Annotated in this window: 23 protein-coding genes; 7 read left to right on the forward strand and 16 right to left on the reverse strand. The window is 68.5% G+C overall.

Annotated elements, in window-relative coordinates:
• Nucleotides 1–3: 3 nt before the first annotated feature.
• Nucleotides 4–999, reverse strand: a complete 996-nt coding sequence (locus tag AAG801_RS12665; RefSeq protein WP_341888688.1) for an ABC transporter substrate-binding protein — start codon at nucleotides 997–999, stop codon at nucleotides 4–6.
• A gap of 119 nt (nucleotides 1,000–1,118) precedes the next feature.
• Between AAG801_RS12665 and AAG801_RS12670 the strand changes: the two genes are divergently transcribed.
• The 6 genes from AAG801_RS12670 (at nucleotide 1,119) to AAG801_RS12695 (ending at nucleotide 6,447) form a co-directional block, all read left to right on the forward strand.
• The gene (locus AAG801_RS12670) at nucleotides 1,119–1,799 is read left to right on the forward strand and encodes a TetR family transcriptional regulator (RefSeq protein ID WP_099795911.1); all 681 of its coding nucleotides are present in this window, start codon (nucleotides 1,119–1,121) and stop codon (nucleotides 1,797–1,799) included.
• Between the two features lie 80 nt (nucleotides 1,800–1,879).
• Nucleotides 1,880–2,692 carry an ABC transporter permease gene (locus AAG801_RS12675; protein WP_341888689.1) on the forward strand — a complete coding sequence of 271 codons (813 nt, stop codon included), beginning with the start codon at nucleotides 1,880–1,882 and terminating at the stop codon, nucleotides 2,690–2,692.
• Entirely contained in the window at nucleotides 2,689–3,738 is a 1,050-nt protein-coding gene (locus AAG801_RS12680; RefSeq protein ID WP_341888690.1) for an NAD-dependent epimerase/dehydratase family protein, read from the forward strand. Before AAG801_RS12675 ends, AAG801_RS12680 begins: the two co-directional genes overlap by 4 nt.
• 4 nt (nucleotides 3,739–3,742) lie before the next feature.
• Complete coding sequence (locus AAG801_RS12685; RefSeq protein ID WP_341888691.1) at nucleotides 3,743–4,579, forward strand: GNAT family N-acetyltransferase; 837 nt, start codon at nucleotides 3,743–3,745, stop codon at nucleotides 4,577–4,579.
• A 12-nt stretch (nucleotides 4,580–4,591) separates the two neighbouring features.
• Nucleotides 4,592–5,659 (forward strand): dihydrodipicolinate synthase family protein, encoded by a 1,068-nt coding sequence (locus tag AAG801_RS12690; protein WP_341888692.1) that lies wholly within the window; start codon nucleotides 4,592–4,594, stop codon nucleotides 5,657–5,659.
• Nucleotides 5,656–6,447 carry an ABC transporter ATP-binding protein gene (locus tag AAG801_RS12695; protein WP_341888693.1) on the forward strand — a complete coding sequence of 264 codons (792 nt, stop codon included), beginning with the start codon at nucleotides 5,656–5,658 and terminating at the stop codon, nucleotides 6,445–6,447. The genes AAG801_RS12690 and AAG801_RS12695 overlap by 4 nt, the downstream gene beginning before the upstream one ends.
• A 6-nt stretch (nucleotides 6,448–6,453) precedes the next feature.
• Here AAG801_RS12695 and AAG801_RS12700 read toward each other — a convergent pair whose 3' ends face one another.
• The 7 genes from AAG801_RS12700 to AAG801_RS12730 form a co-directional block, all read right to left on the reverse strand.
• Nucleotides 6,454–7,476, reverse strand: a complete 1,023-nt coding sequence (locus AAG801_RS12700) for an XdhC family protein (protein ID WP_099795905.1) — start codon at nucleotides 7,474–7,476, stop codon at nucleotides 6,454–6,456.
• Nucleotides 7,477–7,492: 16 nt separating this feature from the next.
• Complete coding sequence (locus tag AAG801_RS12705; protein ID WP_341888694.1) at nucleotides 7,493–8,188, reverse strand: carbon monoxide dehydrogenase subunit G; 696 nt, start codon at nucleotides 8,186–8,188, stop codon at nucleotides 7,493–7,495.
• Between the two features lie 34 nt (nucleotides 8,189–8,222).
• A complete protein-coding gene (locus AAG801_RS12710; RefSeq protein ID WP_341888695.1) occupies nucleotides 8,223–9,437 on the reverse strand; it encodes a VWA domain-containing protein in 1,215 nt (404 codons plus the stop codon).
• Nucleotides 9,438–9,614: 177 nt separating this feature from the next.
• A complete protein-coding gene (locus AAG801_RS12715) occupies nucleotides 9,615–10,517 on the reverse strand; it encodes a MoxR family ATPase (protein ID WP_101492521.1) in 903 nt (300 codons plus the stop codon).
• A gap of 58 nt (nucleotides 10,518–10,575) precedes the next feature.
• Nucleotides 10,576–11,367: a xanthine dehydrogenase family protein subunit M gene (locus tag AAG801_RS12720; RefSeq protein ID WP_341888696.1), complete on the reverse strand. Its 792-nt coding sequence runs from the start codon at nucleotides 11,365–11,367 to the stop codon at nucleotides 10,576–10,578.
• 35 nt (nucleotides 11,368–11,402) lie between these two features.
• Nucleotides 11,403–13,787 (reverse strand): xanthine dehydrogenase family protein molybdopterin-binding subunit, encoded by a 2,385-nt coding sequence (locus AAG801_RS12725; RefSeq protein WP_192195675.1) that lies wholly within the window; start codon nucleotides 13,785–13,787, stop codon nucleotides 11,403–11,405.
• A 14-nt stretch (nucleotides 13,788–13,801) separates the two neighbouring features.
• Nucleotides 13,802–14,299 (reverse strand): (2Fe-2S)-binding protein, encoded by a 498-nt coding sequence (locus AAG801_RS12730; protein WP_341888697.1) that lies wholly within the window; start codon nucleotides 14,297–14,299, stop codon nucleotides 13,802–13,804.
• Between the two features lie 191 nt (nucleotides 14,300–14,490).
• Here AAG801_RS12730 and AAG801_RS12735 point away from each other — a divergent pair, with 191 nt between their 5' ends.
• Entirely contained in the window at nucleotides 14,491–15,639 is a 1,149-nt protein-coding gene (locus AAG801_RS12735; protein ID WP_341888705.1) for a helix-turn-helix domain-containing protein, read from the forward strand.
• Nucleotides 15,640–15,649: 10 nt separating this feature from the next.
• Here AAG801_RS12735 and AAG801_RS12740 read toward each other — a convergent pair whose 3' ends face one another.
• From AAG801_RS12740 to AAG801_RS12775, 8 genes are all read right to left on the reverse strand, one after another.
• Complete coding sequence (locus AAG801_RS12740) at nucleotides 15,650–16,027, reverse strand: nuclear transport factor 2 family protein (RefSeq protein ID WP_341888698.1); 378 nt, start codon at nucleotides 16,025–16,027, stop codon at nucleotides 15,650–15,652.
• A gap of 91 nt (nucleotides 16,028–16,118) precedes the next feature.
• Nucleotides 16,119–17,612, reverse strand: coding sequence for a M81 family metallopeptidase (locus AAG801_RS12745; protein WP_341888699.1), 1,494 nt, complete (start codon nucleotides 17,610–17,612; stop codon nucleotides 16,119–16,121).
• Nucleotides 17,609–18,745, reverse strand: coding sequence for an ABC transporter substrate-binding protein (locus AAG801_RS12750; protein WP_341888700.1), 1,137 nt, complete (start codon nucleotides 18,743–18,745; stop codon nucleotides 17,609–17,611). Before AAG801_RS12750 ends, AAG801_RS12745 begins: the two co-directional genes overlap by 4 nt.
• Entirely contained in the window at nucleotides 18,742–20,031 is a 1,290-nt protein-coding gene (locus AAG801_RS12755) for a Zn-dependent hydrolase (RefSeq protein WP_341888701.1), read from the reverse strand. Before AAG801_RS12755 ends, AAG801_RS12750 begins: the two co-directional genes overlap by 4 nt.
• Nucleotides 20,032–20,057: 26 nt before the next feature.
• Complete coding sequence (locus tag AAG801_RS12760) at nucleotides 20,058–20,768, reverse strand: ABC transporter ATP-binding protein (protein WP_099795895.1); 711 nt, start codon at nucleotides 20,766–20,768, stop codon at nucleotides 20,058–20,060.
• Between the two features lie 87 nt (nucleotides 20,769–20,855).
• Nucleotides 20,856–21,623 (reverse strand): ABC transporter ATP-binding protein, encoded by a 768-nt coding sequence (locus AAG801_RS12765; protein WP_341888702.1) that lies wholly within the window; start codon nucleotides 21,621–21,623, stop codon nucleotides 20,856–20,858.
• A complete protein-coding gene (locus AAG801_RS12770) occupies nucleotides 21,620–22,579 on the reverse strand; it encodes a branched-chain amino acid ABC transporter permease (protein WP_341888703.1) in 960 nt (319 codons plus the stop codon). The genes AAG801_RS12765 and AAG801_RS12770 overlap by 4 nt, the downstream gene beginning before the upstream one ends.
• A 7-nt stretch (nucleotides 22,580–22,586) precedes the next feature.
• The coding region (locus AAG801_RS12775) for a branched-chain amino acid ABC transporter permease (protein ID WP_341888704.1) at nucleotides 22,587–23,221 on the reverse strand (635 nt) is incomplete at its 5' end.

The raw sequence follows: 23,221 nt of genomic DNA on the forward strand, positions 1-23,221 counted from the left end.
ACTTCAGTTGGGCGCCATGCGCACGCCCTTGTCGAGGAACTCGTTGGTGAAGAGCGTCGCGGGGTCATAGGCCTTGTCGATGCCGATCAGCGAGGACACGAGTTCGTAGTCGGCCTTCACGCGCGCACCGTCGAAGGCGCCGAGTGCCACCTTGGTCGTGGTGTCGTCGCGCATGAGTTGCTTGATGCGGTTCCACTGGTCGCGCTGGTTGTCGGGCGTGAGGCCGCTCACGCTGGCCTGCAGCGCCTGCAGGCAGGGCTCGAAGCTCTTCACGCAGGCGTCGTAAGCGCGCTGCGTCACGGCCACGAACTTCTTCACCTGGCCCGGGTTCTTCGCGAGGTACGGGCCGTTCACGATCAGCGAGTTGCCGTACACGTTCACGCCGGCGTCACGCCACGGCTGAAAGCCCAGGTCGGCGCCGAACTCGCGCGCCTTCAGGTCGTGCTCGTTGTAGAAGTCGCTGATGATGTCGACCGACTTGCTCTTCAGCGCCGCCACCTTGGCCTGCGGACTCACGTTGACGAAGGTCACGCTGGCCGGGTCGAGCCCCACCTTCTTCGCGAAGGCCGGCCACATGAGGCGTGCGGCGTCGCCCGGTGGGTTGCCGATCTTGCGGCCCGCAAAGTCCTTTGGCCCGTTGATGCCCGACGACTTGAGCCAGTAGAAGCCCTGCGGGCTGTTGGCGTAGATGACCATCACGGCCTTCACGTCGGCGCCCTTGCCCTTGGCCTGGATCGTCGTGGGCAGGTCGGAAATGCCCAGGTCGCTGCCGCTCGTGCCCACGCGCTGAGCCGACACGGCCGAGCCCTTGCCGGCCTCGATGTTCAGGTCGATGCCCGCCTCGGTGTACCAGCCCTTGGCCTTCGCAAAATAGATCGGCGCATGATCGGCCGTGGGTGTCCAGTTGAGCATCAGGCTCATGGCATCGGCCGCGAATGCGGCGGGGGCCGAGGCCATCAGCAGGGCGGTGGCGCCGGCGGCCGACAACAGCTTTTTCATGCGGATCACTCCAAAAGAAGGTAAAAACAGGTCCTGAAATTTATATTACCAACTGTTTGGTTGACAAGCAATCCAGATCATCCAGACCGCGTTGCCCCTGCCGGGAGAATCAAAACACCATGACCGCCACCAGCCCTACCCGCACCGCCCGCAGCACCGTTGCCACGAAACGCGAGCGCGACCCCGTCGCCGCCAAGCAGGCGCTCATCTCTGCCGCGGTGGCCGAGTTCGCCACCAAGGGCTTCGCGGGCGCGCGCGTCGACGAGATCGCCGCCAACGCCGGGGTCAACAAGCAGCTCGTGTACCACTACTTCGACAGCAAGCAGGGGCTGTACCTGGTCGCGCTCGAATCGGTCTATGCCGAGATCCGCGAGAAGGAACAGAAGCTCACGCTCGACGAACTCGAGCCGCTGGAAGCCATGAAGCAGCTGGTGGCCTTCTCTTTCGACTACCTGGCCGAGCACCCCGAGTTCATCGCGCTGCTGGCCGACGAGAACCGCAACCACGGCGCGCACCTGCGCGAGTCGGAGCGGCTGCAAAAGATGCACTCGCCCTTCATCGAGATGCTCGAGGCCACGCTCAAGCGCGGCGTGGCGGCGGGCGTGTTCCGGCCCGACTTCGATGCGATCAACCTCTACATCTCGATCGCCGGCATCTCGTATTTCTTCTTCTCCAACAACCACACGCTGTCGGCCATCTTCGGCAAGCCGCTCGATGCACGCGGCGCGCTGCTGCAGCGCCGCCGGCACGTGATCGAGTTCGCGCTCAATGCCTTGCGGCCCGACAAAGCCGCTGCATGAAAATTATCAACTAGTTGGTTGACTCGGGTCGTGGCGACTCCTATGATTCGCCGCATTGCTTCCTAGACCCAGGAATTGAGATGACGGCACCTGATGGCGCTCTGGCGCCCCTCGCACCTGCGCCCTTGTCGGGCGAGCGCCCCGAATGGCAGCGCTGGGCCCTCGTGGTCGCGGTGCATCTGGCGGGCATCGCGCTGTGGGAGCTGGCGGTGCGGGTCTTCGCGATCCAGCCCTTCATCCTGCCGGCGCCCTCGAAGGTGCTGGCCACGCTGGCCAACCCCAACTACAGCTGGCTCAAGAACACCGGCGTCACCGCGCTCGAAGTGTTCGGCGGCTACGCGCTCGGGCTGGTGCTCGGCATTCTTTGCGCGCTGCTCTTCATCACCAGCAAGCGGCTGATGCTGGTGGTGTTCCCGCTCTTGGTCACGCTCAACATGATCCCGAAGGTGGCGATGGGGCCGCTGGTGATCGTCTGGTTCAGCTACGGCATCGGGCCGAACATCCTGATCACGTTCAGCCTGTGCTTCTTCCCCATCCTGCTGACCACCATCCGCGGGCTGAACGAGACCGAGCCCGAGCTGCTCGACCTCGTGCGTGCGCTCAAGGGTTCGCGCTGGCAGCTGTTCCGCTACATCCAGCTGCCGGGCTCGCTGCCGTACGTGTTCTCGGGCATGAAGGTCGCCACCATCCTCGCCGTGGCGGGCGCGGTGGTGGGCGAGTTCATCGCCTCGGAACGCGGCCTGGGCTATCTGATGATCCAGGTCCAGGCCTCGCTGGACACGCCCGCGGTCTTCATGGCCGTGCTGCTCATTACGGGCCTGGGCGTGCTGCTCTATCTGTTGGTGCTTCTGCTGGAGCGCCTCTTCATCACCCAGGACGCAAGAATCCAATGACCTCCACGCCTGTCCTCGACGACCTGCCCTTTCCGGAGCGCTTCGAGAGCGAAGCCGCGCTTGAAGACTACCTGGCCACGCCCTCGCGCGACCTCCTGCGCGACATGGCCCGCCTCGACGGCGACCTGATGATCCTCGGCGTGGGCGGCAAGATGGGCCCCACGCTGGCCCGCCTCGCCAAGAACGCCATGCCCGGTCGCCGCGTGATCGCCGTCGCCCGCTTCAGCGAAGCCGGCGTGCGCGAAGCCCTCGAAGCGCACGGCATCGAAACCATCGCGTGCGACCTGCTCGACCGCGCCGCCATCGCCGCGCTGCCGCCCTGCGCCAACATCGTGTTCATGGCGGGCCGCAAGTTCGGCGCCGACGCCGACAACCCGCTGACCTGGGCCATGAACGCGCACGTGCCGGCGCTGGTTGCCGAGCACTTCCATGCCTCGCGCATCGTCGCCTTCTCGACCGCCTGCGTGTACCCCTTCGTGCCGGTGACCAGCCAGGGCGCGAGCGAGAACGACGCGCCCAACCCGCCCGGCGAATACGCCAACTCGTGCGTGGGCCGCGAGCGCATGTTCGAGTACTTCTCGCAGCGCCACAGCACACCGGGTCGCCTGTTCCGCCTGAGCTACGCCATCGACCTGCGCTACGGCGTGCTGGCCGACGTGGCGCTCAAGGTGTGGCGCGGTGAGCCGGTCGACGTGACCATGGGCCACGTCAACGTGATCTGGCAGGGCGACGCGAACGCGCAGGCGCTGCGCTGCCTTGCGGCGGCCACCGTGCCGACCTCGCCGCTCAACGTGAGCGGGCCCGAGACCACGTCGATCCGCTGGCTCGCGGAAGAGTTCGCGCGCCAGTTCGACAAGCCCGTGACGATCACCGGGCAAGAGGCGCCGACCGCCTGGCTGATGAACACGGGCGAAGCCGAGCGGCTGTTCGGCTACCCGCGCGTGCCGCTGGCGCAGCAGATCCGATGGGTGGCTGACTGGATCTCGCGCGAGCAGCGCCAGTACGGCAAGCCAACAAAATTCGAATCGCGCGACGGCAAGTACTGAGCCCATGACCATGCCCGCCGTCGAAGCACTGTCGTCGATCACGCCCGGCATCGCCCCGATGCTCGACGCGCTGGTTGCCGCGAGCGGCTGGAACCAGACCGCGCACGACTGGCGGCTGTTCGAGCGGCTCGGCACGGTGCATGGCGTACGTGACGGCGAGGGCCAGCTCGTCGCCAGCGGCGCGGTGCTGCCGATGGAAGGCGTCGCCTGGATCAGCATGATCCTCGTGATGCCTGCTGCGCGCGGGCAAGGCCTGGGCCGCGCGGTGTTCGCGCGCTGCCTCGACCAGGTGAAGGCCGCCGGCCTCGTCGCGATGCTCGACGCCACGCCGCAGGGCGAGCCGCTCTATGCGAGCTTCGGCTTCACGCCGCTGTGGCGCCTCACGCGCTGGCAGCGCGAGGCCACGCCAGCGACGACATCGCTCGCCACCGACAAGCCGACCCTCGACAGCCTTGCCGCGCTCGACGCGCAGGCGCTGGGCTTCGCGCGCCCCGCGGTGCTCGCCGACCTGCTCGGCCGCGACGACAGCCGCTGCGTGCGCAACGGCCTGGGCTTCGGCCTCGTGCGCGCGGGCCGCACTGCGCATCACATCGGACCGCTGCTGTCGTCCGACGAAACCGTCGCCGCTGCGCTGCTGACGCAGGCCGCACGCGGCATCGACGGACGCATCTACATCGACGTGCCCGACGGCCGCCAGGTCATGACTGCCGCACTGCGCGCCGCTGGCTTCACGCCCCAACGCAGCTTCACGCGCATGGCGCTGGCCACGCGCGACGGCCCGCAGCCGCCCACCGGACACCCCGCCTTCATCCACGCCATCGCCGGCCCCGAGTTCGCCTGAGGACCTTCGCCCATGCCACTGAACCGCTCCGACCTTCCCGCCGACGTGCTTGCGCTGCTGTCGCAAGGCACCGTCATCCCGGCGCACCCGCTCGCACTCGACGCGCATCGCCAGCTCGACCGCCAGCGCCAGCGCGCGCTGACGCGCTACTACGTCGATGCCGGCGTCGGCGGCCTCGCGGTGGGCGTGCACACCACGCAGTTCGCGATCCGCGAACGCGGCCTCTACGCCACCGTGCTCGAAGCCGCGATGCAGGACCGCCTGGCCTGGAACGAGCGCCCGATGGCGATGATCGCCGGCCTGTGTGGCCCGACCGCTCAGGCGCAGGCCGAGGCGCGCACAGCCGTCTCTCTGGGTTATCACGCGGGTCTGCTGAGCCTGGCGGCGCTGGCCGGTTCGTCGGAAGACGAACTCATCGCCCACTGCGAGGCGGTGGCGCAGGAGATCCCGCTGATCGGCTTCTACCTGCAGACCGTGGTCGGCGGCCCGGTCCTGTCGAGCGATTTCTGGCGCCGCTTCGCGCTCATTCCGAACGCGCTGGCCATCAAGGTCGCGCCCTTCAACCGCTACCGCAGCATCGACGTGGTGCGCGGCTTGGTCGATGCGCGCGCCGAGGAGCGCGTGTTTCTCTACACCGGCAACGACGACCACATCGTGCTCGACCTCGCGCTGCCCTTTGCCGCGATTCGCGACGGCGCGCCCGTGCAGGTGCGCTTTCGCGGCGGCCTGCTGGGCCATTGGTCGGTGTGGACGTCGAGCGCGGTGCATCAGCTGCAGCAGATCAAGGCCGAGCTGGCCGCCAGCGGCGGTGCGCTGAGCCCCGCCCTGCTCGCGCTCGATTCGCGCGTGACCGACTGCAACGCCGCCTTCTTCGACGTGGCGAACAACTTCCACGGCTGCATCGCGGGCTGCCACGAGGTGCTGCGGCGTCAGGGCCTGCTCGAAGGCATCTGGTGCCTCGATCCGGAAGAAGGCCTGGGCCACGGACAGTCGGCGGAAATCGACCGCGTCTACAGCCAACACGGCGACCTGTCCGACGACGCCTTCGTGCGCGACAACCTCGCACGGTGGCTGGCATGAGCGCAGTACTCGCGCCCGCACAGGAGGCGCCGCTGATCCGCATGCGGCAGCTGCGCAAGGTCTACCGCAAGCGCAACGAAGAGTTCCTCGCGGTGTCCGACGTCACGATGGACGTGCACGCGGGCGACATGATCTCGCTGGTCGGTCCCTCGGGCTGCGGCAAGTCGACGCTGCTGAAGATTCTGTCGGGTCTGCACGGCCACGACGGCGGCACGCTCGAGATCGGCGGCCCTGGCGGCACGGGCTTCAATGCGGGTCGCGATGTCGGCATGGTGTTCCAGCAACCGCTGCTGCTCAAGTGGCGCACCATCCTCGAGAACGTGCTGCTGCCCGCCGACATCCTCGGGCTGGACCGCAAGGCCGCCAAGGCGCGCGCGCACGAACTGCTCGACATGGTCGGCCTCACGGGTTTCGCCGACAAGCTGCCCTACGAACTCTCGGGCGGCATGCAGCAGCGCGCGGCCATCGCGCGTGCGCTCATCCACGACCCGAAGCTGGTGCTGATGGACGAGCCCTTCGGCGCGCTCGATGCGCTCACGCGCGAGAAGATGAACCTGGAGATGCTGCGCATCTGGGAGCGCAGCCGCAAGACCTTCATCGTGGTCACGCACAGCATCCAGGAGGCGGTGTTCCTGGGCTCGCACTGCGCCGTGCTCACGGCCGGCCCGGCGCGCATGGCCGACTTCTTCCGCATCGAGCTGCCCGAGCCGCGCAAGCTGCACGTGAAGACCAGCCCGGAGTTCGGCGAGTACGTGCGCCGCATCTACGACCTGCTGGGCGTCGACTGAGCCCGCTCAGCTCGGTTGCAGCTGCTGGATTTCCTTGGCGCGCGCCACTTCCACTTCGCGCGGCAGCGTCACCGCGTTCTTCACCGCCAGGATCTCCGCCATCACGCTCACCGCGATCTCGGGCGGCGTCTTGCTGCCGATGAAGATGCCGATGGGCCCGCGCAGGCGTGCGAGCGATGCGGCCGTCTGGTCGAAGTGCTCGATCATGCGGTCGCGCCGCGCGTCGGCGTTGCGGCGCGAGCCGATCGCGCCCACGTAGAAGGCCTCGCTCTGCAGCGCTTCGAGCAGCGCAAGGTCGTCGAGCTTGGGGTCGTGCGTGAGCGCGACCACGCAGCTGCGGCGGTCGGGCCGGAAGGCCAGCACCGCGTCGTCGGGCATTTCGGTGGTGATCGTCACGCCGGACAGCGTCCACGCGGTGCGGTACTCGGCGCGCGGGTCGCACAGCGTCACGGCGAAGCCGCTGAACTTGGCCATGGTCGCGAGGTATTCGGCGAGCTGGCCGGCACCGATCAGCAGCATGCGGTACTCGGGGCCGAAGGTGTTGGTGAGTTCGGTGTCGTTCACCGTGAGTTCGTCGGGCGCGGTCGCCTCGGCCAGCCGCACCGCGCCGGTGGCGAGCGTCACCGTGCGGCGCATGAGCTTGCCGCGTTCGAGTTCGGCGACCAGCGTGTCGAGCGTGTCGGCGTCGGGCGCGTATTCGAGCAGCAGCTCGAGCGTGCCGCCGCAAGGCAGGCCGAAGCGGTGCGCCTCGTCGGCCGTGATGCCGTACTTGACCAGCGCGGGCGGCGCGCCCAGCGGCACGTCTTCGCCCTTGCCGTGGGCATGGCTGTAGCGCGCGATGAGGTCGTCTTCGATGCAGCCGCCCGAGACCGAGCCGACCACGGCGCCGTCCTCGGCCAGCGCCATGATCGAGCCCACCGGCCGCGGCGACGAGCCCCAGGTGCGCACCACGGTGGTCAGCAGCGCGCGCTTGCCAGCACGCCGCCAGTCGCGCAGCGTGCGCAGCACCATGACGTCGAGGTTTTCCATGACAAGACCTTGTGCGTCAGGCGGCGTCGCCCGGGGTGGATGCGTCGTCGCCGTCCTTCTTGCCGAAGCCCATCTTCTTCATGAGGCCCGACATCACGCCGGCCTTCTCGGCGGGCGCCTCGTCAGCCGATGCTTCCACGGGCGGTGCGGGCGGCGGGCCGTAGCGGCTTTGCATCTCGGCCTCGAAGCGCTTGAAGAAATCGTCGGCGGTGGACTTGGCCGCACCGTCGATCAGGCGTTGGCCGAGCTGGGCGATCTTGCCGCCGACCTGGGCCTGCACGGTGTAGTCGAGTTCGCAGCCGGCGGGCGCTGGCGCGGCTTCGGCTGGCACAGCGGGCACGGCTTCAGCGGCGGGTGCGCCCTCCGCAGCGGGTGCACCGTCGGCCACAACAGGTGCCGTGTCCGCAGCACCAGCCAGCGGCTTGAGCGACACGCTCGACGAGCCCTTGGCGAACCCCGCCACGCCGCCCTGCCCCTCGAAGGTGAGCTTGTAGCCGTCCGGTGCGACGATGTCCGACAGCATCACCTTGCCGCTGAACTTGGCCGACACCGGGCCGATCTTCACGGCCAGCGCCACGCTGTAGGTGTTGTCGCCCGTGAGCTCGAACTTGTCGCAGCCGGGGATGCACTTCTTGAGCGTTTCGGGGTCGTTGAGCGCCTCCCAGGCCTGTTGTTGGGTGACGCCGAGGCGGCGGTTTCCGAGCATTTCCATGGTGGGTTTCCTTTGTTCTTTGCTGAGCCCAGTCCTAGCGACTGGCGCGCATCAGCGCGGCCAGGCTGGCGGCCAGCTGTTCGAGTGCATTCAGATTGTGGACCGCCAGCATCGCGTCCGCATGGCGGTGCAGCACGGCGGCCCCACGCGCCAGAGGGGCGTAGCCCTCGAAGCGCAGCAGCGGGTTGAGCCACAGCAGCCGGCGCGAATGGCGCTTCAGCCACTGCAGCTCGGTCTCGAGCTGCGTGGGCTCGCCCGTGTCGAGGCCGTCACTGATCACCAGCACCAGCGTGCGGCGACCGATGAGCCGGCGCGCATGCGACTGGCGCAGCTCCGCCAGCGAACCGCCCAGCCGCGTGCCGCCCGCGAAGTCGTCGATGGCCAGGCTCGCTGCTTCCAGCATGGCGTCGGCGTCGGCCAGCCGGAAGGCCGGCGTGAGGTCGGTCAGCCGCGTGCCGAAGGCGAACACGTCACGCCGGCCGGCCCGCCGCGTGGCGGCATGCAGAAAGGCCAGCAGCAGGCGGGCATAACGCTCCATCGAGCCCGACACATCGACCAGCACCAGCAGCGGCAAGGGCTGCTCGCGCCGCGCCAGCCGGGGCAGGCGCAGGATCTCGCCGCCGGTGCGCGCCGCCTCGTGCAGCACGCCGGGCCAGTGCATGCGGGCGTGGGCGCTGCCCGCGTCCCCGGCCGGGCGCAGCCGGCGCGTGGGCAGCCGGGGCACCGGCAGCGTGATGTCGCGCGCCAGCCGCTCGACCAGCCGGTACTCGGCCGCGCCCAGCGCGTTGAAGTCGGCATGCTGCAGCCGCTGGCGGTCGCTGGCCGTCATGGCGGCGTCGAACTTGATCTCTTCGTCGGGCTTGGTCGGTGCGGCGGGCTTCACGGCATGGCGCGGCGGGCTCAGCGCCTCGCGCACGCGCGGGCGTCGCTTGGAGGGCTCGGCCTTGCCTTCCGCGCTGGGCAGCATCTGGGCGAGCAGCTTGTTGGCCAGCTCGGGGTCGCGGAACCACGCGTCGAAGAGTTCGCGGAACACCAAGCGGTCTTGCTCGCGGCTGACCATCACGGCTTCCATCGCGGCGCTCAGGTCGAGCTTGTCTTCGACGCCGACCAGGGTGACCGCCTCGGTCGCGAGCGCAATGCGCATGGCGTCGGTGCGCACACCGGCGCGGCGCAAGGCACGGCCGAAGGCGGCGATGTTGCCCGCCAGCTTGCCGCTGCGGACGTCGCCGAGTTGCTGGATGCCGGCCATGTATGTGCCGAGCGCTCAGAAGGTGTGAATGAATCCGACGTGGCCGAGCAGCCCGCCCAGGCGCGTCCCCTCAAGGCGCAAAGCGCAGCCATAGCTTGCGCTATGGCGAGCATTTGCAACGCAGAGGGGGCGTGCCTGGGTGGGATGAGCGGACATGGCGGGTTCGTTCACACCTTCTCAGGTGGCGAGCGGTTCCTCGGGCCTCAGCAGGTCGGAGGCCAGCTCGTGCGTCAGTGCCGCCACGTCGTCGCGCTGCTTGAAGAGGATGCCGGCGGTGTCGACGACCACCTCGGGGTCGAGTTCGACGGTGTCGAGCGCGATGAGCGCCCGCGCCCACTCCACGCTTTCGGCGATGCCGGGCGCACGCTGGAAGGCGTTGACGAACGGCGCCGAGCGCAGCCGCGCGACGAAGGCGGCCACCTGCGCCGACAGCGTCTCGCCGGCCTGCGGCACCTGCGCGCGCACGATGGCCAGCTCACGCTCGCGCTCGGGGTAGTCGAGCCAGTGGTAAAGACAGCGCCGCTTCACCGCATCGTTCAGCTCGCGCGTGCGGTTGCTGGTGAGCAAGGTAACGGGCGGCACCACGGCGCGCACGGTGCCCAGCTCGGGAATGCTGACCTGGTACTCGCCCAGGTATTCGAGCAGGAAGGCTTCGAAGGGCTCGTCGGCGCGGTCGACCTCGTCGATCAGCAGCACGGCACCGGGTGCGGGCGTCTGCAGCGCCTGCAGCAGCGGGCGGCGGATCAGGTAGTGCGGCTGGTAGACCTCGGCCTCGACATCGCGCGCCGCGCCCGTGGCTTCGGCCGCGCGCATGTGCAGCAGCTGCGCGGCGTAGTTCCATTCGTAGAGCGCCTCGCGCTGCTCCATGCCGTCGTAGCACTGCAGGCGCAGCAGCTGGCGGTTGAGCGCGATCGACAACGCCTTGGCCAGCTCGGTCTTGCCGACACCGGGTTCGCCTTCGAGCAGCAGCGGGCGCTGCAGCTTGAGCGCGAGGAACACCGCGGTGGCCAGGCGGCGGTCGGCAAAGTAGCCGGCCTGCATCAAACCGTCGGAAAGGGCGTCGATGGTCGGGAAAGTCATGGCGAAGCGTAGCGGAAGACGCGAGGATGTCGCGCCTTCCGGTGGGCGGCGGGCTGCTTCAGCCGAGCGCCCTGGTCACGGCGCGTTGGGTCAGCACGCTGATCAGGTTCGCGCGGTAGGCGGCCGAGGCATGCAGGTCGCTGTTCAGGTCGCTCGCGTCGATCTTCACGGCCGCAGCAGCCGCGGCGGTGAAGCTCTTGTTGAGCGCGTCTTCGAGCCCGGCATGGCGGAACACGCCGTTGCCCGCACCGGTGACGGCCACGCGCACGCCGCTGTCGTACTGCGCCAGGAAGATGCCGACCAGCGGGAAGTTGGAGGCCTTCTGGCGCAGCTTTTCGTACACGGCGCGCTTCGGAATGGGGAAGCGGATCGCGGTGATGAGTTCGTCTTCTTCGAGCGCTGTGGTGAATAGCCCCAGGAAGAAGTCGTCGGCCGCAATTTCGCGCTTCGAAGTGACGATGGTCGCACCCGAGGCCAGCACCGCGCTCGGATAGCACGCCGCCGGGTCGTTGTTGGCCACCGATCCGCCGACCGTGCCCATCGCGCGCACCTGCCGGTCGCCGATGCGCGCTGCAAGGTCGGCCAGCGCGGGGAACGCGGCCTTCACGTCGGCGTTGTTCGCCACGTCGAGGTGGCGCGACATGGCGCCGATGGTCACGGTGCCGCCATCCTTCTTGATGCCGGTGAGTTCCTTGATGCCGCTGAGGTCGACGAGCTGTTCGGGCGCCGACAGCCGCAGCTTCATCGAGGCCAGCAGGGTCTGTCCGCCGGCCAGTGGTTTGCCGCCCGCGGCAATCAGCCGGGTGGCATCTGCCACGCTGGCGGGCCGTTCGAGTGTGAAGGCATACATGGGGTGATTCCTTCTCTGTTATTTCTTATGTCGGTTCAGGGCTTGGCGGCGGCTTGCATCGCTTCCCAGACGCGGCTGGAAGAAGCGGGCATGTCGAAATCCTTGACGCCCAGCGGCGCCAGCGCATCGAGCACGGCGTTGATGACCGCCGGCGGCGAACCGATGGCGCCCGCCTCGCCGCAGCCCTTGGTGCCCAGCGGGTTGTGGGTGCACGGGGTGCAGACGGTGTCGAGCTTGAACTGCGGAAAGTCGGCGGCGCGCGGCATGGCGTAGTCCATGAAGCTGCCGGTGAGCAGCTGGCCGGTTTCGTTGTCGTAGACGCAGTTTTCGAGCAGTGCCTGGCCGATGCCCTGCACCAGCCCGCCGTGCACCTGGCCCTCGACGATCATCGGGTTGATGATGGTGCCGAAGTCGTCCACCGCGGTGAAGCGGTCGACCTTCACTTCGCCGGTCTCCTTGTCGATCTCGACCTCGCAGATGTAGGTGCCGCCCGGGAAGGTGAAGTTGGTCGGGTCGTAGAAGGCGGTTTCGTTCAGGCCGGGCTCGAGCTTGTCGAGCGGGTAGTTGTGCGGCACGTAGGCCGTGAGCGCCACCTGGCCGAACGGGATCTTCTTGTCGGTGCCCTTGACCGTGAACTCGCCGTTGGCGAACTCGATGTCGGCGTCACTCGCCTCCATGAGGTGCGCGGCGATCTTCTTGGCCTTGGTCTCGATCTTGTCGAGCGCCTTCATGATGGCCGCGCCGCCCACCGAGATGGAGCGCGACCCGTAGGTGCCCATGCCGAAGGGCACGCGGCCGGTGTCGCCGTGCACCACGTCGACGTTGTCGACCGGAATGCCCAGCCGCGCCGCCACGACCTGCGCGAAGGTGGTTTCATGGCCCTGGCCGTGGCTGTGCGAGCCGGTGAACACCGTCACGCTGCCAGTCGGGTGCACACGGATCTCGCCGCATTCGAACAGACCCGCGCGCGCACCGAGTGCGCCCGCGATGTTCGACGGTGCGATGCCGCAGGCCTCGATGTAGCTCGAATAACCCATGCCGCGCAGCTTGCCCTTGGCCTCGGTTGCCGCCTTGCGCGCGGCATAACCGTCGACCTCGGCGAGCACCCGCGCCTTGTCCATGCAGGCATGGAAGTCGCCGGTGTCGTACTGCAGCGCCACGGGCGTCTGGTACGGGAAGCTGGTGATGAAGTTGCGCTTGCGGATCTCGTCCTGGCCCAGGTTCATTTCCCAGGCGCAGCGCGACACCAGGCGCTCCAGCAGGTAGGTGGCTTCGGGCCGCCCGGCCCCGCGGTACGCATCGACCGGCGAGGTGTTGGTGAACCAGGCATCGACCTCGACGTAGATCTGCGGCGTCGTGTACTGGCCCGCCAGCAGCGTGGCGTACAGGATGGTCGGCACCGCGGTCGAGAAGGTCGACAGGTAGGCGCCGAGATTGGCGTCGGTGTGCACGCGCATCGCCAGGAACTTGCCGTCCTTGTCCATCGCCATTTCGGCGTGGCTCACGTGGTCGCGGCCGTGCGCATCGGACAGGAAGCACTCCGAGCGCTCCGCCGTCCACTTGATGTTGCGGTTGAGCTGCTTGGCCGCCCAAGTCAGGCACACGTCTTCGGCGTACAGAAAGATCTTGGAGCCGAAGCCGCCGCCCACGTCGGGCGCGATCACGCGCACCTTGTGCTCGGGCAGGCCCAGCACGAAGGCCGTCATCAGCAGCCGCTCGACGTGCGGGTTCTGGTTCGACACATAAAGCGTGTAGTCGTCGGTGCCGCGGCTGTAGCTGCCGATGGCCACGCGCGGCTCGATCGGATTCGGAATCAGCCGGTTGTTGACGAGGTCGAGCTTGGTGACGTGCGCCGCCGTGGTGAACACGTTGTCGACCGCCGCCTTGTCGCCGAGCACCCACTTGTAGCACTGGTTGTCGGGCGCTTCGTCGTGCAGCGTGGTGCTGCCGGTCTTCTTCGCCGCGTCGGCCACGCTCACGAGTGCGGGCAGCACGTCGTAGTCGACCACCACGGCTTCGGCCGCGTTCTTGGCCTGCTCGACCGTCTCGGCCACCACCATGGCGACGTGGTCGCCCACGTAACGCACCTTCTTGATCGCGAGGATCGGGTGCATCGGCTCCTTCATGGGGGTGCCGTCGGGGTTGTTGATGAGCCAGCCGCAGGGCAGCCCGCCCATCTTTCCTTCGATGTCCTTGCCGCTGAAGATGCCGACCACGCCGGGCATCTTCGAGGCCTCGGTGATGTCGATCGACTTGATCGTTGCGTGGGCGTGCGGCGAGCGCACGAAGACCGCATGGCTCTGGTTGGCCAGCGTGATGTCGTCGGTGTAGTTGCCCGCGCCGGTCAGGAAGCGATAGTCTTCCTTGCGCCGCAGGGCCTCGCCGATGTGCGGCAGGTTGGAGAAGTCGGAAGCACCCATGATGCGGCTCCCTTTCAGGCGGTGACGGTGGTCTTGACCGGGGTGCCCGAGGCCATGGCCTCGCCACCCATCTTCACGGCCTTCACGATGTTCTGGTAGCCCGTGCAGCGGCACAGGTTGCCCTCGAGCAGCTCGCGGATTTCCGATTCGCTCGACTTGGGGTGGTGGGTGCACAGGTCGATGGCGCTCATGACCATGCCGGGCGTGCAGAAACCGCACTGCAGGCCGTGGCATTCCTTGAAGGCCGCCTGCATGGGGTGCATGGTGCCGTCGGCTTCGGCAATGCCCTCGATGGTGGTGACGTCGGCGCCGGCCGCCTGCGCGACCAGGATGTTGCACGACTTGACCGCGCGGCCGTTCAGGTGGACCGTGCAGGCGCCGCACTGGGCGGTGTCGCAGCCGACGTGGGTTCCGGTGAGGTGGAGGTGCTCGCGGATCGCGTGCACAAGGAAGGTGTTCGGTGGGGCGTCGACCGTGACCGGGCGGCCGTTGACCTTGAAAGCGACCTGCATGTGGCTGTCTCCGTGGAAGGTGATGGCTGGTTCAGCGGGTCATCTTGGATGCCGCTCTTTCGCACTATCCTAGGCAAAAACCCTTGACACTTGCACAGACCGCGGGAAATTCTCAAAATGAAACAGCTTGTCGTCCGGCGAGCCCGGAAAAGCCACCCGCCCTGCCCGCGCGAAGAAGAATCCTCATGATGATGTCCGCTTCCGCCGCCCCGCCTCCCATCGAGCGTTCATTGGCCATTGCGCAGGCGCGCCGTGAGCTGATCGACGCCGACGGCCCCCGGCCGCGCGCCGCCGCGCGGGTCGATCCGGGCATCACCCGCTCGTGGCAGCGCTGCCTCGAGGCCGGCCGCCGACCCCAGCAGCGCGTGAGCTTCGAACCCGTGAGCCGCACCGCCAGCCGCGATGTCACCGAATGCAACAAGGCCCTGGTCACGGCGGCGCGTCCGGTGATCGAACGGCTCTCGCGCGCCATTGCCGACACCCGCTACTTCGCCATCCTGACCGACGCCCGCGGCATCGTGGTCGACGTGGGCACCCTGCCCGACGGCACCGACCCCGCCGCCCGCTACGCACGCGACATCGGACGCATCGGCGTCGACCTGTCCGAAAACGCCATCGGCACCAGCGCCATCGGCACGGCGCTGGCCGAACAGGAATCGGTGTGGCTGCACCGGGGCGAACACTTCTTCGACGACACCAGCGTGTACAGCTGCGCCGGCGCGCCGCTCTTCGGTCCCCGGGGCGACTGCATCGGCATGCTCGACCTGACGGGCGTGCAGGTGGTCGAGCGGCCCGAGCTGCGCCACCTGGCCACCATGTCGGCCCGCAGCATAGAGAACCTGCTGGTGCAGCGCGAGCCCTGCGAGCTGCTGCTGCGGCTGCTCTGGCCCGGCTGCCCGAGCAGCGAGACCACCGAGGGCCTGCTGTGCATCGATGCGGCCGGCCATGTCACCGGCGCCAACGCGGCGGCGCGGCAGATGCTGCACCAGCCGCTGGCCTGCCACGCGGGCGGCCTGCATTTCAACGACCTGTTCGCGCTGCCGCTGCACATGATGTTCGACGCCGCCCGGCGCGGCGACGCGACGCTCGAGGTGCCGCTGTGGTCGGGCCTGCGGGTGCAGGTGCGGGCCCAGCGCGGCGGCAGCGAGCACGGCGACGTACCCGGCATGCCTGGTGCCGCGACCGATGGCCACCCCCGCCTGCGTGACGTGGAAACCGCGCTGATCCGCAAGGCGGTGAACGATGCGCGCGGCAACGTGGCCGAGGCGGCGCGCACGCTGGGCATCAGCCGGGCCACGGTCTACCGCAAGCTCTGGCGCGGTCGGCCCACGGGCGACTGACCCAACCCTCTCAGGCGCCCACGGGCACCTTGTCGAGAAAGCCCGTCACCGCGCGCAGCTTGCCCGCGTCGACCTGCGCAAAGTCGGTGCCCTGGATCAGGTCGTCGGCGCCGCTCGGGCCCAGCGTCCACGAGAAGCGCAGGTTGTCGCCATGCGCCTCGGCCTTGCCCAGCAGGTGGAAACGAAAGCCCGGGTAGCGCTGGTGCACCGCGCCGACCAGCGCGCTGATCTGCTCGCGGCCGCTGGCCTGCGCCATCGGGTCGACGTAGCGGGCGTCGGCGGTCCAGCCGGCTTCGATCAGTGCGGCGCGGCGCGCGGCGTCGGTCTCGTTCCAGACGGCGATGTAGCCGGTGGCGATGGCATGGGCGTCGGAGGCGGCGGTGTTCATGGCGACTGTTCCTTTCGAGGGTTCGACCCGCAACAGCGCGGGGTGAAGGAATGGTCGCGGGGCACGCGCCGCGCGTCGATGACGTGGCAGGTTATGAAGGCACGTCCATCGTCGCGTTCGCATCGAGCGGAAACACCGGCCGGCGCACCTGGCTGAACGGGAACAGGCTGTAGTCGGAGCTGGTCACGCCCGGGCTGTCGCACTCCACGAGCGCCGCCGACAGCGGCTCGAACACCGGCCGGCAGTACATGCGCGACTTCAGCAGCAGGAAGCGCTCTTTGCGCGGATCGAGCCCGGCGCACTCGAACACGCCGATGTCCCACGGCTCCTGCGTGCGCTCGGTAACCACGATGCGCGCCGCGCCGATGTCGAACAGCACGGTGCGGCCCATGCTGCTGCGCTGGCCGGTGTAGGTGGGGCCGGTGATCACGTACTCGCCGTCGCTGATCGTTCGCACGACGCCCGTCAGTTGCACCGGCGTCTTCGCGAGGCCGATGCCTTCCAGCGACACCTTGTTGCCCAGCGCCACCGTCACCTCGGCGCCCTCGCCCGCCGCGACCAGCGCGGCCACCGCCTCGGGATCGCACAGCGGCCCGACGCCGATGCCGTCCAGGCCCTGCGCCAGTGCTTCCTGCAGCACGTCCATCGTGTCGCAGCTGCCGCCCGACATGCAGTTGTCGCCGTGGTCGAGCAGCAGCACCGGGCGCGTCGCGCCGCCGGCGATGAGCTTGGCGCGCGCGACCGATGCGGCCAGCGGCTCGCTGCGGTAGATGAAGGCTTCGCGCTCGGCCCACATCTGCGCCGCGATGCGATCGGCCGTGGCCTGCGCGCGCGCGGGCGATTGCGCATCGACCACGATCACGCTCATGCACGGCGCCGTGATGTCCGACAGCGAGAAGCCCGCAAGAATCGACACCGCCAGCGACTCGGATTCCTCCGCCGCGCGCGCCGCCTCGATGGCCCGCTGCATCGCGCCCGTGAACGAGGCGCTGCGCAGCGTGTGCGCCATCAGCGGCAGCTGCCGCCAGCGCATGTGCGGCTGGCTGCGCTTGGCCAGCAGGTCGAACAGCAGGCGGCCGGCGTGCTCGCCGGTCTCGTACATGTCGACGTGCGGGTAGGTCTTGAAGCCGACGATCACGTCGGCGTTCTCCACCATCGCGGGCGTCACGTTGGCATGCAGGTCCAGCGCCACGCCGATGGGCACGCCGGGCGCCGCGGCGCGCAGGCGCACCAGCAGGTCGCCTTCGCCGTCGGTGCTGTTCTGCGCCACCATCGCACCGTGCAGGTCGAGCAGGATCGCGTCGCAACCCGGCGCCGCATCGACGATGCATTGCGTGAGCGTGGTGTAGGCCTGCGCATCGACCGGCCCGCTCGGGTTGGCCGAAGCCGACACCGGCGTCACGACCTCGGCGCCTGCCGCTTCGGCCAGGTCGATGAAGGCCGACATCGCGGTGCGCATGCCCTTGTTGTCGGTGTAGGCCTGCGCACCGAAGGTCGGGCCGTCGGGCCCGAAGGCCGCGAGCGGCGTGGGCACGGGCGAGAAGGTGTTGGTCTCGTGGTTGAGACGTGCGATCAGGACTTTCATTGGGCAAACTTTCCGGCACTTCCCAGCATGGTGATGTCGCCGAAGCTGGAGCCGTTGCGGTTGTCGGGACGGAACGCGACCGTGAAGCCATTCAGGTTCATGGCCGGCGAGTTCTCGATGCTGCGGCGCAGCGATTCGGTGGTGATCGGCCCCTTCACGCGCTGCAGCGATTCCGCAAAGGCCTTGGCCGTGATGTAGCCCTCCAGCCCCAGGTAGGAGCCTTCGCCTTCGCTGCCCGCGGCCTTCCTCGCGCGCTGGTATTCGTCGACGATGGGAAAGCGTGTTTTCCAGAACGGCGGCACCACCTGCGACAGCACGATGCCGCGGCTCTTGTCGCCGAGTTCCTTGTACAGAAGGAACGAGCTCGCCACCGAGTTCGTGTAGATCTGCGGATGGATGGGCGCGGCCACCAGCGAGCGAATGATGTTGATCGCAGGCGTACCGGCCGCGATGACGTACACCGCCTGCGCCCCGCTCGCGATGACCTGCTGCGCGATGGCGGGATGGTCCTTTTCCTTCGGATCGAAGCGCAGCGACAGGAGCGCAGGCTGCTTGCTTTTCTCGAGCGCGGCCAACGCATCCTTCTCGATGCCCTTGCCGTAGGCGTCGTCGCTGGAGACGATGGCGATGCGCGTCAGGCCCACGGTCGTCAGGTGGTTCATCACACGCGAGACCTCGTCGGCATACGACTCCCGCACGTGGTAGATCGGCACCTTCGGCCCGCGCAGCACGGCCGCGCCGGTCAGCCCGCCGAAGATGAAGCTGTCGTACTTCGCCGCCACCGGCACCATGGCCGCGCCGATGCCCGTGCCCATGGTTGCGAACAGGCAGACGACGCGGTCCGTGCCGAGCAGCTTCTCGGCATTGGCCGCTGCCTTCTCGGGGATGTAGGCATCGTCGTAGGTGATCATCCTGACGGGCCGGCCACCGACGCCGCCCGCCTTGTTCAACTGCTCGAGGAACAGCGTCTGGCCTTCCATGAACGCGAGGCTGTTCGGCGTGAACGGGCCGGTGAGCACCGCAGACTGGCCGACCAGGATCGGCTCTCCAGCCGCCAGGGCCGCCGTCGACGCCGCGACCATTCCCATCGCCAGGACGCAGTGAAGGCCGATGCGGCGAAGCGCCGCCTTCACGCGGCCACTCCCGCCACGCCCGCGCTCTGCAGCATCGCCTGCAGCAGCACGTTGCAGCCGGCTTCGAGGTGATCCGGCTGCGCATCCTCGATCTCGTTGTGGCTGATGCCGTCCAGGCAGGGCACGAAGATCATCGCCGCGGGGCATACGCGTGCGAGGTACACCGCGTCGTGGCCGGCGCCGCTGATCACGTTCATCCACGTCATGCCCTGGTCTTGTGCAGCCTCGCGCACGGCCGACACCAGTGCGGGCGTGAACGGCTGCGGCGGGAAGTACACGACCTGCTCGACCGTTGCCTCGACCTTGCCCTTGGTGGCGATGCGCTGCACGGCTTCTTTCAGCGCCGCGTCCATGGCCGACAGCACCACGTCGTCGGCCGCGCGCAGGTCGACGCTGAGCTTCACGCGGCCCGGGATCACGTTGCGCGAGTTCGGGTAGTTGTCGATCCAGCCGACCGTACCGCGCCCGTGCGGCGCGTGTGCGAGTGCGATGCGGTTCACCTCGACCACGAGCTCGGCGGCGGCCAGCAGCGCGTCTTTTCGCAGCTCCATCGGCGTCGGGCCGGCATGGGCCTCCATGCCCTGCACCACCACGTCGTACCAGCGCTGGCCCAGCGCGCCCTCGACCACGCCGATGACGCGCTCGTTGGCTTCGAGCACCGGGCCTTGTTCGATGTGCGCCTCGAAGTAGGCACCGACCGGCGACGTCGCCGCCGCGGCGGGCACGGCGCCCGCATAGCCGATGGCCGACAGCGCATCGGCCACGCTCACGCCTTCGGTGTCGCGCTGCGCGAGTGCGTGTTCGAGCGTGAAGGCGCCCGCGAACACGCCGGAGCCCATCATCACGGGCACGAAACGCGAGCCTTCCTCGTTGGTCCACACCGCCACTTCGAGCGGTGCCTCGGTTTCGATGCCCGCATCGTTCAGCGCGCGCAGCACCTCGAGCCCGGCGAGCACGCCGTAGTTGCCGTCGAACTTGCCGCCCGTGGGCTGCGTGTCGATGTGGCTGCCGGTGGTGATGGGGGGCAGCGCGTTGTTGCGGCCCGCGCGGCGCGCAAAGATGTTGCCGATGGCGTCCACGCGCACCTCGCAGCCGGCCTCGCGCGCCCAGCGCGTGAAGAGGTCGCGGCCCTGTCGATCGAGGTCGGTGAGCGCGATGCGGCACACGCCGCCCTTCTCGGTGGCGCCGAGCTGTGCGAGCTGCATCAGCGAGTCCCAGAGGCGCTGGCCGTTCACGCGCAGGGCGCGCACGTCCGGCGCGGTGGAAAGTTCGTTCGTTGTGTTCATGATTTTTGCGACGAATGGAGGGCGGATCAGGCAAGCCCGACGCCGAGATAGCGGTCTTTCACGTCGTGATCGGCCATGAAGGCGGCATTGCCGGCTTCGTGCACGATCACGCCCTGCTCCACGATGTAGTGGCGGTCGGCCAGCTGCACGCAGACCTCGAGGTTCTGTTCGACCAGCAGGATGGCCACGCCCGCGGCCTTGATGGTCTTGAGCTGCGCGACGATCTCTTCCACGATCACCGGCGCCAGCCCTTCGACGGGCTCGTCGAGGATCAGCAGGCGCGGGTGGTTCATGAGCGCGCGGCCGATGGCCAGCATCTGCTGCTCGCCGCCCGACAGCTGCCCGCCGCCGTTGCGCCGCCGCTCCTTCAGGCGAGGAAAGATGCGGTAGATGTCGGCCAGCTGCCAGGGCGAATCGCGCCGCAGGCCGAGCAGCAGGTTCTCTTCCACCGTGAGCAGCTTGAAGATGCCGCGATGCTCCGGCACCAGGCACACACCGCGCGTGGCGATGCGGTGCGGCGGCTGGCCCGCGATGTCGGCGCCCTGAAAGCGCACGCGCCCGCCGGTCGGCGTGACGGCGCCCGCAATGCTCTTGAGCGTGGTCGACTTGCCCGCGCCGTTGCGGCCCAGCAGCGTGACAAGTTCGGCCTCGCCCACCGTGAATGACACGCCCTGCAGCACATGGCTCTTGCCGTAGTGCGCGTGCAGGCCGTCGACTTCGAGGATGTTCGCGCTCATCGGGTCGCCTCCGTTCTCTGAGAGCCGGCCATGGTCCGGCTGTTGCTCCCTCTCCCCAAGGGGAGAGGGAGTAAGAAACGGCGCTCCTCATGCTTTGCCTCCGGTGATCATGTTGCCCAGATACGCCGTGCGCACACGCGCGTCGGACCGGATGTCGCCCGGCAGCCCCTCGGCCAGCACGCGGCCCAGTTGCATGACGGTCACGGTGTCGGAGATGTCCATCACGATGTTCATGTTGTGCTCGATCAGCACCACCGTGTGCGCGTCGCGCAGGCTGCGGATGAGGTGCTTCATCTCGTCGAGGTCGTCGATGCCCATGCCCGAGGTCGGCTCGTCCAGGAAGATGGCCTTGGGCTTCGCGGCCAGCGCCATGCCCACTTCGAGGCGGCGCTGCTGGCCGTGCGAGAGCACGCTGGCGGCCGTGTCGGCCAGCCGTTCGAGGCCGACGCGCGCGAGCACCTCGGTCACCGTGTCGGCGCAGGCGCGCTCGCCGATGGGCGCACGCCAGCAGTTCATGGCCTGGCGCGGCGCAATGCCCTGCGCCGCCACGCGCAGGTTCTCGCGCACCGACAGGCTGGGAAACAGGCTGGTCACCTGGAACGAGCGTGCCATGCCGCGCTGCACGCGTTTGTGGTCGGGCTCGCGCGTCACGTCGTGGCCGTCGAACACGATGCGCCCGCCCGTGGTGGTACCGGTGCCCGTGAGCATGTGGAACAGCGTGGTCTTGCCCGCGCCGTTGGGCCCGATCACCGAGTGCACGGTGTTGCGCTTGATCTTCAGGTCGACGCCGCCGAGCGCGGCGAACTTGCCGTAGTGCTTGGTGACGCCGATGGCCTCAATAAGGATGTCGCTCATGCTTGTTCTCCTTGCACGGCCGGCGCTTTGGTAGCGGCCGGTGTCTTGCGGAACACGCGACGCCAAATGCTTTCGCCCAGGCCCCAGAGGCCGCGTTGCATGCCGATGCTCACGCCGATCAGCAGCAGGCCCAGCAGCAGCAGCCAGCGCGGCCACAGCGTGGAGAGCCAGTCGGCCAGCAGCACGTAGAAGGCCGAGCCCAGCACCGAGGCAAAGAGGTTGCCGGTGCCGCCGATCACGGTGATGACCAGGATCATCTCGCTCGTGTGGTACTCGGCGTTCGACAGCGGCGCGATGCCGGTCATCATCGCGTGCAGGCCGCCGGCCAGGCCGGTGACGGCGCCCGAGATCACGAAGGCCAGCAGCTTGAAGCGCTTGAGGTCGTAGCCCACGGCGGCGGCGCGGTCCTCGTTGTCGCGGATGGCGAGCAGCGTGCGGCCGAAGACCGAATCGGTCACCTTGAGCAGCAGCGCGAACGCGATGAGGAAGATCACCGCCACGAAGGCGTAGTACTTCCACGGCGTGTCCATGAAGGCCGGGCGCGGCACGTCGAGCAGGCCGTTGTCGCCGCCCGTGAGCCCCGAGGCCGTGTACGCCACGAAATAGAACATCTGCGCGAAGGCCAGCGTGAGCATCACGAAGTAGGTGCCGCGCTGTCGGATGGCGACCCAGCCGACCACCGCCGCGCCCAATGCGCCCATGGCGATGGCCGCGAGCAGCGCGAGCGGCATCGGCAGTTGCAGCCGCGTGAGCAGGATCGCGATGGTGTAGCTGCCCAGCCCGAAGAAGATGCCTTGGCCGAACGAGAGCAGCCCGGTGTAGCCCAGCAGCAGGTTGCAGCCCAGGGCCGCGAGCGCGTAGATGAGCACTTCGCTCGCGAGCGAGCCCGAGCGCATGAACAGCGGCAGCGCGAGCGCGACGATCAGCGCCAGCAGGAAGGTGTATTTCTTTGGCATGGCGCGGTCATCCTCTGCGGCCGAGCAGGCCATGCGGGCGCAGCAGCAGCACGGCGCCCATCGCGATGTAGATCATCAGGCTCGCCCCGGGCGGCCAGATGGTGCTCATGAGGCTTTGCACGATGCCGATCAGCACGCCGCCGACCAGCGCCCCGCTGAAGCTGCCGAGCCCGCCGATCACCACGACCACGAAGGCCACGCCCAGCGCCTCGACGCCCATGAAGGGCTCGGCCCCGCGGATGGGCGCGGCCAGCACGCCGGCCAGCGCCGCCGTGGCCGCGCCGAGCGCGAACACCAGGCTGAACACGCGAAACACGTTGATGCCCAGCAGCGAGACCATCTCGGTCGATTCGCTGCCCGCACGCACCGCGCTGCCCAGGCGCGTGCCTTCGAGCACCCACCACAGCAGCACCGCGAGCACGGCGGTGAAGCCGATCACGAAGAGCCGGTACTTCGGGTAGATGAAGCTGCCCCACATCACCACGCCCTGCAGCAGGTCGGGCGTGGGCACGCTGTTGCCCAGCGGGCCCCAGAACACGATGACGATCTCCTGCACCGCGAGCGCCAGGCCCACGGTCACGAGGATGTGGAACTCGTGCGGCTTGGCGTACACGCGGCGCAGCAGCAGCTTCTCGGCCAGCC

It is taken from the genome of Variovorax sp. YR752 (assembly GCF_943372545.1).